This is a genomic window from Qingshengfaniella alkalisoli (assembly GCF_007855645.1).
GTDB classification, from domain to species: Bacteria; Pseudomonadota; Alphaproteobacteria; order Rhodobacterales; family Rhodobacteraceae; genus Qingshengfaniella; species Qingshengfaniella alkalisoli.
Map to the genome: position 1 here is coordinate 487601 of NZ_CP042261.1, position 14326 is coordinate 501926.

At 60.7% G+C, this 14326-nt stretch carries 15 protein-coding genes; 10 read left to right on the top strand and 5 right to left on the bottom strand.

From position 1 onward, the window contains the following. Positions 1–5: 5 nt before the first annotated feature. Positions 6–2414, top strand: coding sequence for a phenylalanine--tRNA ligase subunit beta (gene pheT, locus FPZ52_RS02570; protein WP_146363408.1), 2409 nt, complete (start codon positions 6–8; stop codon positions 2412–2414). Positions 2415–2481: 67 nt separating this feature from the next. Beyond that, positions 2482–2931, top strand: a complete 450-nt coding sequence (locus FPZ52_RS02575; protein WP_146363410.1) for a YtoQ family protein — start codon at positions 2482–2484, stop codon at positions 2929–2931. A 33-nt stretch (positions 2932–2964) separates the two neighbouring features. Here the strand turns inward: FPZ52_RS02575 and FPZ52_RS02580 are convergent, their stop codons facing one another. After that, positions 2965–3663 carry a glutathione binding-like protein gene (locus FPZ52_RS02580; protein ID WP_146363412.1) on the bottom strand — a complete coding sequence of 233 codons (699 nt, stop codon included), beginning with the start codon at positions 3661–3663 and terminating at the stop codon, positions 2965–2967. A 146-nt stretch (positions 3664–3809) separates the two neighbouring features. Beyond that, positions 3810–5345 carry an ankyrin repeat domain-containing protein gene (locus tag FPZ52_RS02585; protein WP_146363414.1) on the bottom strand — a complete coding sequence of 512 codons (1536 nt, stop codon included), beginning with the start codon at positions 5343–5345 and terminating at the stop codon, positions 3810–3812. Between the two features lie 211 nt (positions 5346–5556). On the opposite strand from FPZ52_RS02585, the gene FPZ52_RS02590 reads away from it, so the two are divergent. From FPZ52_RS02590 to recR, 3 genes are read left to right on the top strand one after another with little or no spacing between them, the layout of a single operon-like run. Continuing rightward, the gene (locus FPZ52_RS02590; RefSeq protein ID WP_146363416.1) at positions 5557–7293 is read left to right on the top strand and encodes a DNA polymerase III subunit gamma/tau; all 1737 of its coding nucleotides are present in this window, start codon (positions 5557–5559) and stop codon (positions 7291–7293) included. Between the two features lie 12 nt (positions 7294–7305). After that, positions 7306–7650, top strand: a complete 345-nt coding sequence (locus tag FPZ52_RS02595) for a YbaB/EbfC family nucleoid-associated protein (RefSeq protein ID WP_146363418.1) — start codon at positions 7306–7308, stop codon at positions 7648–7650. 16 nt (positions 7651–7666) lie between these two features. Next, positions 7667–8263 carry a recombination mediator RecR gene (gene recR / locus FPZ52_RS02600; RefSeq protein ID WP_146363420.1) on the top strand — a complete coding sequence of 199 codons (597 nt, stop codon included), beginning with the start codon at positions 7667–7669 and terminating at the stop codon, positions 8261–8263. Between the two features lie 82 nt (positions 8264–8345). Here the strand turns inward: recR and FPZ52_RS02605 are convergent, their stop codons facing one another. Beyond that, positions 8346–9095: a DUF1013 domain-containing protein gene (locus FPZ52_RS02605; protein ID WP_146365637.1), complete on the bottom strand. Its 750-nt coding sequence runs from the start codon at positions 9093–9095 to the stop codon at positions 8346–8348. Between the two features lie 178 nt (positions 9096–9273). Between FPZ52_RS02605 and FPZ52_RS02610 the strand changes: the two genes are divergently transcribed. From FPZ52_RS02610 to FPZ52_RS02625, 4 genes are all read left to right on the top strand, one after another. Further along, a complete protein-coding gene (locus FPZ52_RS02610; RefSeq protein WP_146363422.1) occupies positions 9274–9909 on the top strand; it encodes a ribonuclease T2 family protein in 636 nt (211 codons plus the stop codon). A 75-nt stretch (positions 9910–9984) separates the two neighbouring features. Continuing rightward, on the top strand, positions 9985–11337 hold the full coding sequence (locus tag FPZ52_RS02615; protein WP_146363424.1) for a mechanosensitive ion channel family protein: 1353 nt from the start codon (positions 9985–9987) through the stop codon (positions 11335–11337). Next, positions 11324–11737: a VOC family protein gene (locus tag FPZ52_RS02620; RefSeq protein WP_146363426.1), complete on the top strand. Its 414-nt coding sequence runs from the start codon at positions 11324–11326 to the stop codon at positions 11735–11737. Before FPZ52_RS02615 ends, FPZ52_RS02620 begins: the two co-directional genes overlap by 14 nt. Then, positions 11734–12333: a YdcF family protein gene (locus FPZ52_RS02625; protein WP_146363428.1), complete on the top strand. Its 600-nt coding sequence runs from the start codon at positions 11734–11736 to the stop codon at positions 12331–12333. Before FPZ52_RS02620 ends, FPZ52_RS02625 begins: the two co-directional genes overlap by 4 nt. A 7-nt stretch (positions 12334–12340) precedes the next feature. Here FPZ52_RS02625 and FPZ52_RS02630 read toward each other — a convergent pair whose 3' ends face one another. Together FPZ52_RS02630 and FPZ52_RS02635 are read right to left on the bottom strand one after the other, a co-directional pair. Further along, entirely contained in the window at positions 12341–13312 is a 972-nt protein-coding gene (locus tag FPZ52_RS02630) for an NAD(P)H-quinone oxidoreductase (RefSeq protein ID WP_146363430.1), read from the bottom strand. Continuing rightward, positions 13299–13988 (bottom strand): COQ9 family protein, encoded by a 690-nt coding sequence (locus FPZ52_RS02635; protein ID WP_420851697.1) that lies wholly within the window; start codon positions 13986–13988, stop codon positions 13299–13301. Before FPZ52_RS02635 ends, FPZ52_RS02630 begins: the two co-directional genes overlap by 14 nt. Before the next feature lie 107 nt (positions 13989–14095). Here FPZ52_RS02635 and rpsU point away from each other — a divergent pair, with 107 nt between their 5' ends. Then, positions 14096–14302 carry a 30S ribosomal protein S21 gene (gene rpsU / locus FPZ52_RS02640; protein ID WP_007818122.1) on the top strand — a complete coding sequence of 69 codons (207 nt, stop codon included), beginning with the start codon at positions 14096–14098 and terminating at the stop codon, positions 14300–14302. Positions 14303–14326: the final 24 nt, after the last annotated feature.

Below are 14326 nucleotides of genomic sequence, written 5' to 3' on the forward strand. Positions count from 1 at the left end.
TTATAATGAAATTCACCCTCTCCTGGCTGGAAGACCATCTCGAAACCGAGGCGAGCCTCGACGAGATTCTCTATGCGCTCACGGACCTTGGCCTTGAGGTCGAGGGCGTGGAAAATCCGGGCGACAAGCTGCGGGATTTCACGCTCGGTTACGTAAAGAAGGCCGAAAAGCACCCCGACGCGGACCGGTTGCGCGTGTGTGTGGTCGACACGGATGAGGGCGAGAAGCAGATCATCTGTGGTGCGCCCAATGCCCGCGAAGGTATCACCGTCGTCGTGGCCAAACCCGGCACTTATGTGCCCGGCATCGACACCACGATTCAGGTGGGCAAAATCCGGGGCGTCGAGAGCTTCGGCATGATGGCGTCCGAGCGCGAGATGGAACTGTCGGACGAGCATGACGGGATCATCGAGTTGCCGTCGGGCGAGGTCGGGCAGCGCTTTGTCGACTGGCTGGCGGTGAATGATCCGGCCAAGGTTGATCCGGTGATCGAGATCGCGATCACGCCGAACCGCCCCGATGCGCTTGGCGTGCAGGGGATTGCGCGGGATCTGGCGGCGCGTGGGCTGGGGACGCTCAAGACACCCGAGACGGTGCCGGTGGCCGGTGCGTTCTCGTGCCCTGTCTCGGTGACGATTGACGAGGACACGCTGGATGGCTGCCCGCTGTTCACAGGGCGTCTGATCCGTGGCGTGAAGAACGGGCCTAGCCCGCAGTGGTTGCAGGACCGGCTGAAGGCGATCGGGCTGCGGCCGATTTCGGCGCTTGTCGATATCACCAACTTCTTCACCTATGACCGCAACCGTCCGCTGCATGTTTTCGACACCGACAAGATGACCGGCGGGCTGCGTATTCACCGTGCGCAGGGCGGCGAGACGCTGCAGGCGCTGGATGAAAAGGAATATACTTTCCAGCCGGGCATGATGGTGATTTCCGACGACAAGGGGCCGGAAAGCATCGCGGGCATCATGGGCGGCGAGGAAACGGGCGTAACCGAAGACACGGTCAATGTGTTCGTGGAAAGCGCGTTCTGGGATTTCGTGCAGATCGCGACGACGGGGCGGGCGCTGAAGATCAACTCGGATGCGCGGTACCGGTTCGAGCGCGGCGTTGACCCGGAATTCACGCTTGAAGGGCTGGAACTGGCCACGCAGATGGTGCTGGACCTGTGCGGCGGCGAGGCGTCCGAGGTCGTGGTTGCGGGTGCCGTGCCGGATCATGCGCGGGCCTACAAGCTTGACACCGACCGCGTGCAATCGCTGGTGGGCATGGAAATCGCGCCGGAAACACAGCGCGCATCGCTTGAGGCGTTGGGCTTTGTGATGGATGGCGACATGGCGTCGGTGCCAAGCTGGCGTCCCGATGTGCAGGGCGAGGCCGATCTGGTCGAGGAGGTTGCGCGGATCGCGTCGCTGACGCAGCTTGAGGCAAAGCCGATGCCGCGCATGCAGCCCGGTGTGCCGAAGCCAATCCTGACGCCCATCCAGAAGCGCGAGCGCATGGCGCGGCGCACGCTGGCGGCGCTGGGATACAATGAATGCGTGACCTACAGCTTTATCGACAAGGCCGCGGCCACGCTGTTCGGCGGTGGCGATGACGCGACGATGCTGGAGAACCCGATCTCGTCCGAGATGAGCCATATGCGTCCGGCGCTGTTGCCTGGCCTGTTGCAGGCGGCGGCGCGCAACCAGGCGCGTGGCTTTGCCGATATGGCGCTGTTCGAATTGGGGGCCGTGTTCTCGGGTGGCGAACCGGGCGAGCAGGGGCTTGTGGCCAGCGGTATCCTTGTAGGCGCAACCGCGCCGCGGGATGTGCATGGCACGCGCCGGGCCGTCGATGTGTTCGATGCCAAGGCGGATATGGAGGCGGTATTGTCTGCCATCGGTGCGCCCGCCAAGACGATGGTGCTGCGCGATGTTCCGGACTGGCTCCATCCGGGGCGGTCGGGTCGTGTTGGGCTTGGCCCGAAGAAGACGATTGCCACATTTGGCGAGGTGCATCCCAAAACGCTGAAGGCGCTGGATGTGAAAGGCCCGGTGGTGGCCTTTACGGTGATGCTGGAAGAGGTGCCCTTCCCGCGGGCGGCATCGGCGTCGCGCGGTGCGCTCGAGCTGAGCGATCTGCAGGCGGTCGAGCGTGACTTTGCCTTCGTCGTGGACAAGGATGTCGAGGCGCTGGCGCTGGTGAATGCGGCGCAAGGTGCCGACAAGGTTCTGATCGACGAGGTGCGTGTCTTTGACGAGTTCTCGGGCGAGAAGGCCGAGGTGCAGATGGGCGAGGGCAAGAAATCCCTTGCCGTCACGGTGCGCTTGCAGCCCAAGGACAAGACCCTGACCGAGAAGGACATCGAGGCGGTCAGCGCCAAGATCGTCGAGAAGGTCGGTAAAGCCACCGGCGGCACGCTGCGGGGCTGAGGACCATCTGAGAGTGCAATTGACGCCTCCGTGATCACACGGGGGCGTTTTCACGAGGAGGACCAAGATGACGTTGAAGGTTTACCTGTCGGGCGAGATCCACACCGATTGGCGTGAGCGGATTACCGGGGGCGCGAAGGGGTTGGATGTCAGTTTCAACAGCCCTGTCACGGATCACGATGCGAGCGATGATTGCGGTGTGGCGATCATGGGGGCCGAGGACAGCAAGTTCTGGCATGACCACAAGGGCGCGAAGCTGAACGCGATCCGCACGCGCAAGGGGATCGAGGACGCAGATGTCGTCGTCGTGCGTTTCGGCGAGAAATACAAACAGTGGAACGCGGCGTTCGATGCGGGCTATGCGGCCGCACTTGGCAAGTCGCTGATCGTGCTGCACGGCGCGGAACATCAGCATGCGCTGAAGGAAGTGGACGCAGCCGCGCTGGCGGTGGCCGAACAGCCCGAACAGGTGGTGCAGATTCTGCGCTACGTGTTGGAAGGCACGTTGCCGGGATAAGCGGAATGCCCGGCCAGTGGCCGGGCGTTACCGTCAGTCACGGGGCGGGATGTTCAGCCCCTGTTGAACGGCGGGGCGTTCAAGGAAACGGTCAAGATAGGCGGTCACGTTCTTGAAGCTGTCCCATTCAACGACGTCCTTCGCGCCGTAGAAATCCAGCCCGCGCAGCCATGGGGCGATGGCAATGTCGGCGATGGAATAGTCCCCGGCGATCCAGTCCTGATCTTCGAGGACACCGTCCATGACGCCGAGCAGGCGCTTGGTTTCATTGATATAGCGTTCGCGGGGGCGGGGGTCTTCGATTTCCGCGCCCTTGAATTTGTAGAAGAAGCCAAGCTGGCCGAACATCGGGCCGACGCCGCCCATCTGGAACATCAGCCATGACAGAACGCGCGCCCGTTCGGCGGGGGCGGCGGGCAGCAGCTTGCCCGTCTTTTCCCCCAGATAGATCAGGATTGCGCCGGATTCGAACACTTCGACGGGGCGACCATCCGGTCCTTTGGGGTCGATCAGGGCAGGGATCTTGCCGTTGGGGTTCAGCGACGTGAACGCGGCGCTTTTTACGTCTTCGTCGGCCAAGGTCACCTTATGTGCTTCATAGGGCAAGGCGAGTTCTTCCAGCGCAATGGAGGCTTTTACACCGTTTGGCGTCGCGAAAGAGTAGAGTTGAATCTTTGCCGGATCGGCTGCGGGCCAGCGCTTGGCAATCGGGAATTGGGACAGGTCGGTCATTCGAAACCCCTTGTTTGGACCGGGCCAGCCAATGTCTTGCCTGACCGCTTTGAGACGTGCGTCGCGTCAGTCGTGACGCAACGATGCGCGAAGGGCAAGCCAGGTAGCTGTGCCGACGCGCATACGGCGTCGGCACAGTTGGGGGTTTACACGCCGCTTTGGATGACCTGACCCGGGTGGTTTTCCGCCCAGTCACGCAGAAATTCTGACATCTCCTGATTGCCAGCTGCGTCGATATCATGGCGGAGCAGGGCCACACCGTGTTCGAGGGCGAGGCGTGCGCAGGTGATATGGTCCCGCTCTGCACGTCTTTCGCAGTTCTCCGACCCGTGGATGATGGTGCCGAGCAACGTGCCGCCATAGTTGTTCACATGGCTTAGGTCAGGTCGCAGAGACAGCAGATAGGTCATGACCTCCGGCCGCCCCTGCCAGCCGGCGGATTGCACCGGCGTAACACCCATCGCGTCGGGGCGATCATATTCCAGCCCCAGTGCGACCAGTTGTTTCATGTGCTCCAGCTTGCCGGGCAGATGACTCAGCTCGCCGATCAGGTTGCCATAGATGTGCGGGAGGGGTGCCGGATCGACATAGACACCTTCGTTGGCTTCGCCGCGCGCGGCTTTGACCAGAAGCCGTTCGACTTCCGACAGCGTGGTGTCGCCACCAGCTTGGGCGATTTCGTCCGCCACCGCATCGTTGCCGTAAACCCGGGCCAGCGCGTAGGGCGTGACACCGAAGAAGCTGGCAGACGGGTTCGCGCCGGCGTCGATCAGAAGCCGTGCGATGGCGCCGTCACACATACGTCGTGCCGCTTGGTGAAGGGCGGCGATCACATGTTCGGGTTGTCCAGATGGATGAACGCTGACGCCTTCATTGGCGTTGGCACCTGCAGCCAGCAACAACCGTACGGCCTGCGCATCATTGTAATCGAGCGCATGCAGCAGGGCGTTGGTTCCCTTGGGGTCGGCCCCATGTTCAATCAGTAATTTCAGGCCGTCGTGATGCCCAAGCTCCGTCGCGTGATAAAGCGATTCATTGTCGTTAGGGTTCGCCCCATGTTCGAGCAGCCATTTGGCCAGTGGCATGTTGTTGGTATGCCCAATCGCGCCATAAAGTGCGGACAGCTTGTGATCGCTGCCATCGCTTTCCGGCATCCCGTCATTGATGTCAGCGCCATGTGCGAGCAGCAGCTCTGCAATGGCGATCATGTCCGCTTCTTTTTCCGGATGGGCGTGAATATAGCGCGAAAAGGCCAGATGCAGGATTGGCGTGCGCGGTCCGGCGGCGCGAGTGGCGAGGTCCGGGTCAGCCTGCAACGCCCGGCGCACTGCGCCCAGATCGTATAGCGCGACCTGAAGGCCAAACAGCCCATCGGCCAGATCAGGGGTTTCTGCAAGCAGCTGTTCAACAGCCCAGTTGCGCCCGTGATACAAAGCAACCTTCAGCCGTTGTTGCTTGTCCGCGCGATCCAGCCCCACGGTTTCGGCGGCGAATTTCAGCCTTGGCCATGATGCAAATTGCGCTTCACGGGCGATCACATGCAGAAAATCAGCATGTTTCAGCGCGAACCCGTCATTTCTTGGGGCATGGGCGCGGATGCGCTGGCGCGCGACAGGATCGCCCGCATCATAGGCTTTTTTCAGGGTCTTCGCCTGACGGCGTAAATTGTCCAGTGATGTCATCGGTTTTACCTCAATCCACCCGACGCTCCGCCAATTCGGGTATGAGAAAAACCGTATGGGTGTTCTCGTAGATCATGAGAGGTGCCGATATCAGCTGTCCGCGGAGCCGGTGGCCCCCTCTGCAGGGCCGCGATCTTCCTAGCGCAGTGCTGGACGTCGGGCAAGCGCGGCCTTAGGTTGAGCGGGATCGAATCCGAGGGAGCAGTCGCGCGTGGCGGAACAATCCGGCTATCAGGTTCTGGCAAGAAAATACCGGCCCGAAACATTTGCCGATCTCGTGGGGCAGGACGCGATGGTCAGGACGCTGAAAAACGCGTTCAAGGCGGACCGGATCGCGCAGGCCTTCATCATGACGGGCATTCGTGGAACGGGTAAGACCACGACCGCTCGGATCATCGCGAAGGGCATGAACTGCACGGGGTCGGATGGTCAGGGCGGGCCGACGACGGAACCTTGTGGCAAATGTCCGCAATGCGTGGGAATCGCCAAAGGCACCCATGTCGATGTGATCGAGATGGACGGTGCAAGCCAGACCCGTATCGACGACATCCGTGCCAATGTGCTGGATAGCGTGACCTATGCGCCTGCGGAGTCGCGCTACAAGATTTATATCATCGATGAAGTTCACATGCTTTCCACCAGCGCATTCAACGCGTTGCTCAAGACATTGGAAGAACCGCCAGCGCATGTGAAATTCATCTTCGCCACTACTGAAATCCGCAAGGTTCCGGTCACGGTTCTGTCCCGTTGCCAGCGGTTCGACCTGCGCCGGATTGAACCCGAAGACATGCTGGCCCTGCTGCGCCGCATCGCGGATACCGAAAAAGCCGAGATCGCGGACGACGCGCTGGCCCTGATCACGCGTGCCGCCGAGGGGTCTGCCCGCGACGCAACCAGTCTTCTGGATCAGGCGATATCCCACGGTGCAGGCGAAACGACGGCTGAACAGGTGCGGTCCATGCTGGGACTTGCGGATCGGGGGCGTATCCTGGACCTGTTCGACCTCATCATGCAGGGCAAGGCGGGCGACGCGTTGAACGAGTTGTCAGCGCAGTATTCTGACGGGGCTGACCCGCTGTCGATTCTGCGCGATCTGGCCGAGGTCGCGCATTGGCTTTCGGTGATGAAGGTCACTCCGGCGGCTGCCGATGACCCGACGCTTTCGCCCGACGCGCGCGAGCGGGGCCGGGATATGGCAGATCGGCTGTCATTGCGCCTTTTGGGGCGGATGTGGCAGATGTTGCTGAAGTCGATCGAAGAGGTGTCCGTCGCGCCGAACGGGATGATGGCCGCTGAAATGGCGATCATCCGCATGACTCATGTGGCCGACCTGCCGCCGCCCGAGGAGTTGATCCGCAAGTTGCAGAACGGTGGCACGGTGACCGCTGGCGCTGCCCCTGCTGCCGCGCCGGCGCCAACCGCGCCACAACAGCCCCGCGCCCAAATCACGCGCGCACCAACCACCGCGTCCGGCGCGGCCACCGCCCCACGGATGGAAGAGGCCAACCCGCTGGCCCATTACGCGCAGTTCGATCAGGTGGTGGAACTGATCAGATCCAACCGTGACGTGAAGCTGCTGATCGAGGTGGAAACCTGTCTGCGGCTTGTCTCCTACTCACCCGGCCGGATCAGCTTCGCGCCCACCGATGATGCGCCGTCAGATCTTGCGCAGCGTCTTGGGTCGCGGCTTCAAGCCTGGACAGGCGCGCGTTGGGCTGTGTCCGTCGAAGCGAAAAGCGACGCGGCCACTATCTCGGAAACCCGTGACGCTGCGGAACTGGCACTGAAACAGGAAGCGGCGAAACACCCGATGGTTGCGGCTGTCTTCAAGGCCTTCCCCGGCGCGAAAATCTCGCATATTCGGACACCTGAAGACATTCAGGCCAAGGCGGCGGAGGACGCGCTGCCCGAGGTTGAGGATGATTGGGATCCGTTCGAGGACGATTAGAAAGGAATTCGTATGTTCAAGGGACTTGGCGGTCTGGGCGACATGGGCAAGATGATGAAAGCTGCCCAGGAAATGCAGACCAAGATGGGCGAATTGCAAGAACAACTTGCCTCCATCACCGTCGAGGGAGAAAGCGGCGCGGGTATGGTCAAGGCGACCGCCACAGCGAAAGGCGAATTGACCGCGTTGAACATCGACCCGTCGATTTTCAATGCCGATGACAAGGAAATGGTGGAAGACCTGATCCTCGCTGCGATCAAGGATGCTCAGAGCAAGGCCCGTGATCGTTCCGAGGAAGAGACCCGGAAGCTGACCGAAGGGTTGGGCCTGCCCGCCGGAATGAATCTGCCGTTCTGATCCGGCTTAGACCTGTATGAAAACCGCGCCCCCATCCGTTGAGGCTTTGATTGACCTGATGGCTCGCTTGCCGGGGTTGGGGCCGCGTTCTGCGCGTCGCGCGGTGCTTCACCTGATCCGCAAGCGGGCATTGCAGTTGCAACCGCTTGCCGATGCCATGGCAGACGTCGCTGCTACGGCGCGTGAGTGCCTCAATTGCGGAAATATAGCGACGTCGGATCTGTGTCCGATCTGCGAAAACGAAGAACGGGCAGACGGCACCATCTGTGTGGTCGAGGACGTGGCCGATCTTTGGGCGATGGAGCGCACGGGCGGGTTTAAAGGACGATACCATGTGCTTGGCGGGACGTTGTCGGCGCTGGATGCCGTGGGGCCGGAAGATCTGCGCCTGCCGCAGCTCGCCGATCGGGTGACGAGCGAGGAGGTCCGTGAAGTAATCCTTGCGCTGAATGCCACCGTCGACGGGCAGACGACAGCCCACTACATCGCGGAGATGCTGGAAGGTCGTGTCTCTGTCACTTCGCTGGCGCAGGGTGTGCCAATCGGCGGCGAGTTGGACTATCTCGATGATGGCACGATTTCCGCGGCTTTGCGGGCGCGCAAGGCACTTTGACCGGCGTCCTCCACCAATCCGAATAGGTCACAAAAAAGGCGCGGACAATGCCGCGCCTTTGGAATGGATCGGGATCGACGGCTTAATTGTCGTCTTCGTCGTCATCCGAACTGTTCGGCAGGTTGAAGAAGCTGTCCGCATCGATCTTTTCTTCTTCCGCGCGCTTGGGTGCTTCATCGTCGCTCAGACTGAAGGTTTCCAGGCCAGCGATTGCAGACGGGATCTTCGGTTCGGCTTCCATGCTCAGGGATTGCTCCGTCGAAACCAGCTTGCGGCGCTCGTCATCCGACATTACCTCGCCTTCGCGGGCTTTGCGAGCAGCGGCCTTCTGGACGGCGGCATCCAGTTCTGATTGCTTGCACAGACCCAGAGCAACCGGATCTATCGGCTGCATGTTCTGGATGTTCCAATGGGTGCGCTCGCGGATCGACTGGATCGTCGGCTTGGTGGTACCGACCAGCTTGGCGATCTGGCTGTCTGCCAGTTCCGGGTGGAACTTGACCAGCCACAGAATCGAGTTCGGACGGTCCTGACGCTTCGACAGCGGCGTGTAGCGAGGGCCACGGCGCTTTTCTTCGCCGGTTGCCGCGGCGTAGTGCTTCAGCCGCAGCTTATGCAGCGGATTGTTTTCGGCCTTTTCGATCTCGGACTGATCGAGTTGGTTGTTGGCGACGGGATCGAACCCTTTGACGCCGGCGGCCACATCGCCATCCGCGATGCCCTGCACTTCAAGTTCGTGGAAACCGCAGAATTCCGCGATCTGCTTGAAGCTCAACGTCGTGTTGTCCACCAGCCAGACGGCAGTGGCCTTGGCCATGATCGGCTTGTCCAGCATGTTACTTCTCCTTCTTTCCATCGCCCTGCCGTAGCCGGGCGTCGAATTCTGTCCCCCAAGGGATAAACGCAACTCTCCCGTGCCGGGAAAACGGCTGCACCGGGCTGGTGCATTTCCTCGTTTTGGGGGAGGTTGGGCCGTATATAGGCGTTTCAGCGGGCGGAGGAAAGGGAAAATGCGGATAGGGGCTTTGGCCGCGTTGCTAGCGACGTTAGGGGTTTCTGGCGTAGGGGCCGACTCGGCGGGCGAATTTGACTACTATGTCATGTCTTTATCGTGGTCTCCGAATTGGTGTGTGCTCGAAGGTGATCATCGGGATGCAGAGCAGTGCGACCCGAAGCATGACTTTGGATGGACGCTACACGGGCTGTGGCCACAATACGAACAGGGCTACCCCTCCGATTGCCCCACTGCGGCGCGCAACCCGTCCCGCCGGGAAACCGGCGCGATGGCGGATATCATGGGATCTGGAGGTTTGGCGTGGTATCAATGGAAGAAGCATGGGCGCTGTTCCGGGCTGTCGGCGCAGGACTATTTCGCGTTGTCACGGCAGGCCTATGAGAGCGTGGAGCGTCCGGCGGTATTGCGTGGCTTGGGCAAGCCCGTCACATTGCCAGCCTCGGTGGTCGAAGACGCTTTTATCGACGCCAATCCGGACCTGTCGCCCGACATGCTGACCGTGACATGTCGATCTGCCCATATCCAGGAGGTTCGCATCTGCCTGACCCGCGATCTGGAGCCGCGCGCTTGCAGCATGGACATCCGGCGTGACTGTAGCTTGTCGGGTGCGATGCTGGAGCCCATACGCTAATGTGAGGACTTTGTTCGAATTTTCTGTTGCCAAGGCTTGTCGAAAGCGGGTCTGCTGGAACAAAGGACAGGCTCTATGGAACCGGACGCAGAGAGCACGCTAGAGGTTGCGACCGAAACCGCCCAGACGCTGCTGCAACGGGCGGAGGGGCTGATTTACAGCCTGATGCAGCCGTGGAGCGCCTACCAGATCGCGATCATCCTCGGCACGCTGGTCGTGGCGCAGGTGCTGAAGCTGTGGCTGGCACCGCGCTTTCACAACTGGATTCGTGATCGCGAGGGCTGGCCGCGCTGGCGTTTCCGCGTGGCGATCCTGATTCACCAGAGATTACGTGGGTTGATCTTCACGGTGCTGATCTGGGCTGCTGTCCTGATCATGCGCGAGGTCACTTGGCCAAGCCGGTCTTACTTCATAGCCATTGTTGCCAATCTCGCGCTGGCGTGGATGTTTGTGGCCTTTGCGTCCCGACTGATTGCGAACCGGGCGCTGCGGCGTGTCGTGAGCTATGGGGCGTGGATTTGGATGACGCTGCGCATCCTCAACCTAGACCGTGAAGCGGAGGCAGTGCTCGATAGTGCGGCGCTGCATTTCGGTGAAACGCGCATCTCGATCTGGCTGGTGCTTCAGGGCCTGGTGATCATCGGGGTGATGTTCGCGGTAGCGCGGTTTCTGTCGCGTTATAGTTCGGAACGGATACAGGCAAATCGGGACATGTCGCCGTCCATGCGGGTGCTGGTTGTCAAGTTCGTCCAGATACTGCTGTTTGGGGCTACGGTCTTCCTCGGGCTACGCGCGGTTGGTGTTGATCTGACAGGTCTGGCGGTTCTGTCCGGGGCCATCGGCGTCGGGCTGGGCTTCGGTCTGCAAAAAGTGGTGTCAAACCTGGTGTCCGGTGTCATCATCTTGCTGGACAAGTCGATCAAGCCTGGGGATGTGATATCACTTGGCGACACTTTCGGCTGGATCAATTCGCTCAGTGCGCGTTACGTGTCCGTGGTCACGCGTGACGGGCGCGAATACCTGATCCCGAACGAGGACCTGATCACCGGGCAGGTGGTGAACTGGTCGCATTCCGATGAGTTTGTTCGCCTCGATATCAACTTCGGCACGGGCTATAACGATGATCCGCATTTGGTGCGCAAGGTCGCGATCGAGGCGGCCCAATCGGTTGATCGCGTGCTCAAACATCGCCGGGCCGTGTGTCACATCGTGGGATTCGGGGATAGTTCTGTCGACTATCTGCTTCGGTTCTGGATCCGCGATCCCACCGTCGGGCTGACCAATGTGAGGGGCAATGTGTATCTTGCCCTGTGGGACGCGTTTCAGGAACATGGTATTTCCATCCCGTTCCCGCAGCGCGAGGTCAGGGTTCTTGAAGGCAGCGAGTTGACTGCAAAGTTTGACAGGCTAGGGCATGAAAGCAGCTGACGCGATACTGGAAACAGCGATCTATTGCGATGATCTGGAGGCCGCGGAACGCTTCTACACCGACGTGTTCGGGCTGGAGGTCGTCCGCAAACTGGAGGGCAAGTTCGTCTTCTTCCGTTGCGGTGCGCAAATGCTTCTGGTGTTCGACCCGGTGCAGTCCGCGCGACCCGATTCAGACAACCCGATCCCGCGCCATGGGGCGACCGGGGCAGGGCATATCTGCTTCGATGCCGATACACCGGAAACCGTTGAGCAGTGGCGCAACAGGTTCGAAGCCCACGGAATCGAGATCGAGGCCGACCACATCTGGGATGGTACGGGTGTGCGCTCGATCTATATCCGCGATCCGGGCGGCAATTCCATCGAAGTCGCTGATCGCAAGCTTTGGGGATTTGCATGACCTTGGCAGGTCTGAATCCCGTGCTTGTCGATCGGATAAATCGGGAACTTCTAATCGAAACTCCGCTGAAGCCGGTGGATTTATGCATTGTATTCGGGACCCGCAATGGGGAAGAGGCGTTCGCTGACGAGGTGGCCAGACTTTGGCGGCGCCGGCTTTTCCGGTCGCTCCTGATCACGGGGGGACCGACGCAAGGTGTTTCCCGAAGCGAAGCGACGATACTGCATGACCTCATCCGCGAGCGCGGTGTACCGGTCGAAGATGCCATGCTTGAGCATCACGCCACGAACACCGGTGAAAACGTCATCTATTCGCTGCCGGTCATTGAGCAGAGGCTTGGCCTTGCAACTGTGCGGTCCGTGATCGCCGTCGGCAAGTTCTGGACGTCGGCACGCTATCTCATGACCCTGCAACGACATTGGCCGTCGGTCACGAAGATGTTGGCTTCGGTGCATTTTCATCCCGTCCCACGCGACTGTTGGATGCAGCACGATCTGGTGCGCGAAAAGGTTGTGGAGGAGTGGCACAAGCTTGCCCGATACAAGGCGCTCGGCTACATTGCGGATCTCGACCCAGCGACCTGTACTTGGCGATAAAGCCGGGTCAGGCGACCTTCAGGACAATCTTCCCGATATGTTGGGAACTTTCCATCCGAGCGTGGGCATTTGCGGCATCAGCCAGTGCGAAGGTGGAATCGATCACGGGGCGCAGCTTTCCAGCGGTAATCAGGGGCCACACCTTGACTTCCAGAGATTGGGCGATACGGGCCTTGGCCAGGTCCGACTGTGGCCGCAGCGTTGAGCCCGTGACCGTCAGCCGCCGTAACATGATCTGCGCGAAGTTGATCTCGGCCATCGGTCCTTGGAGAAAGGCGATCTGCACCAGTCTGCCATCGTCGTTTAGTGCCTTGATGTTGCGTGGGATGTAGTCCCCACCGACCATGTCAAGGATCACGTCGGCTCCGCCTTCATCTCGCATAAGCTTGACGAAATCGTCGGTGCGGTAGTCGATCGCCCGTTCGGCGCCAAGTTTTTCACAGGCGGCGCATTTCTCGGGGCTGCCAGCGGTGACGAATATGCGCGCGCCGAAAGCGTTTGCCATCTGAATGGCCGTTGTGCCGATGCCGGAACTGCCGCCATGGACCAGCAGCCGCTCGCCTGTGGTTAGCTGTGCGCGGTCGAACAGGTTCGACCAGACAGTGAAGCAGGTCTCTGGCAGGCAGGCCGCCTCCCTCATCGGCAGGCCATCCGGTACCGGTAACGCGTGATCGGCGTGAGTGGCGGCGTATTCGGCGTAACCGCCGCCGGGCAGAAGGGCGCAGACCTTGTCGCCCTTCTGCCAACGACTGACGCCCGGCCCCACAGCGACAACTTCGCCCGACGCTTCCAGACCCGGTATATCGGATGCGCCTTTCGGAGGCGCATAAAGTCCCGCACGTTGCAGAGCATCGGGACGGTTAACGCCCGCATAGGCCACGCGAATGACAATTTGCCCCGCTGCAGGCTTAGGCTCCGAACGATCTCGGAGTTGTAGAGCCTCCGGCCCGCCGGCCTGTGTGATTTCAATCGCTCGCATTCATACGCCCCGGCTGCCCTGTTGCGCGATGCGGAGCCTTGATTGTCCCGAAAACCCGTTCCGCTGCGCCGGCCAAAGCCCCCATGCCCGGCAGCGCCTTGACGCGTGCCTTGGCCTTTTCGAACTGCATCACATTATCGATCCGGCGATCAAGGAAATCCCATGTGCGTTCATTCCCGTCGCTATCATCCCCGAGCCAGTAGAGTAGAGTAGAGCCGTAGACGCCGCTCAGCGTCGCGCGCTTGGTGTACCAGTTCACGTCATCCGATCTGTCGCCGAGCGTGCGCCAGATCAGATCGACGCTATCCCACACCGCCTTTGTTCCGTCGGGTGCCAACGTGGGCAGGGAAAACAGCGTAACAGCACGACGCACCGCTTCCTTGTTGTCGATCACCTGAAGCCGCAGTTTAACAGCCAGAGCCACGCGGTCGCGGAACCTCATTTCCGGCAAATCGGTCTGCTCTAATTCCTGCACCATCCGCGCATCGCATCGCTTATGGTAGTGCAGCGCCAGATCCGTTGCGCCGCGTGGGCAGTGGGCGTGAGCAACGACAGGTTTGATGCCGACGTCAGTCACGGCAGCATCGAAACTGGCCTTGCCCCAACCATCAAAAACGACATGCGGCAAGATCGCGTCCAGAAGGTTGTCTTTCACAGAAGGCGTCATGTGTGCCATCGAAACCCCTTTCCTTTCTCCCTATATGGACAAGAACAACACGCTTTGCTATACCGACCGCTCCTGCAGAAATCGAAACTCTAGCTTAGGAAGGTGGTGACACCACAATGCAGGTCAGTGTTCGCGACAACAATGTCGATCAGGCGCTTCGTGCCCTGAAGAAAAAATTGCAGCGCGAGGGCGTGTTCCGTGAAATGAAGCTTCGGCAACATTTCGAGAAGCCGTCCGAGAAGAAAGCGCGCGAGAAGGCCGAGGCGATTCGCCGGGCTCGCAAACTGGCGCGTAAGAAAGCGCAACGCGAAGGGCTGCTCTAAGAGCGTCTTGAACACAATTGGCGG

Coding starts and splice junctions, on each gene's coding strand:
- pheT (WP_146363408.1), top strand. CDS start 6: ATGAAATTCACCCTCTCCTGGCTGGAAGACCATCTCGAAACCGAGGCG.
- FPZ52_RS02575 (WP_146363410.1), top strand. CDS start 2,482: ATGACGTTGAAGGTTTACCTGTCGGGCGAGATCCACACCGATTGGCGT.
- FPZ52_RS02580 (WP_146363412.1), bottom strand. CDS start 3,663: ATGACCGACCTGTCCCAATTCCCGATTGCCAAGCGCTGGCCCGCAGCC.
- FPZ52_RS02585 (WP_146363414.1), bottom strand. CDS start 5,345: ATGACATCACTGGACAATTTACGCCGTCAGGCGAAGACCCTGAAAAAA.
- FPZ52_RS02595 (WP_146363418.1), top strand. CDS start 7,306: ATGTTCAAGGGACTTGGCGGTCTGGGCGACATGGGCAAGATGATGAAA.
- recR (WP_146363420.1), top strand. CDS start 7,667: ATGAAAACCGCGCCCCCATCCGTTGAGGCTTTGATTGACCTGATGGCT.
- FPZ52_RS02610 (WP_146363422.1), top strand. CDS start 9,274: ATGCGGATAGGGGCTTTGGCCGCGTTGCTAGCGACGTTAGGGGTTTCT.
- FPZ52_RS02615 (WP_146363424.1), top strand. CDS start 9,985: ATGGAACCGGACGCAGAGAGCACGCTAGAGGTTGCGACCGAAACCGCC.
- FPZ52_RS02620 (WP_146363426.1), top strand. CDS start 11,324: ATGAAAGCAGCTGACGCGATACTGGAAACAGCGATCTATTGCGATGAT.
- FPZ52_RS02625 (WP_146363428.1), top strand. CDS start 11,734: ATGACCTTGGCAGGTCTGAATCCCGTGCTTGTCGATCGGATAAATCGG.
- FPZ52_RS02630 (WP_146363430.1), bottom strand. CDS start 13,312: ATGCGAGCGATTGAAATCACACAGGCCGGCGGGCCGGAGGCTCTACAA.
- FPZ52_RS02635 (WP_420851697.1), bottom strand. CDS start 13,988: ATGGCACACATGACGCCTTCTGTGAAAGACAACCTTCTGGACGCGATC.
- rpsU (WP_007818122.1), top strand. CDS start 14,096: ATGCAGGTCAGTGTTCGCGACAACAATGTCGATCAGGCGCTTCGTGCC.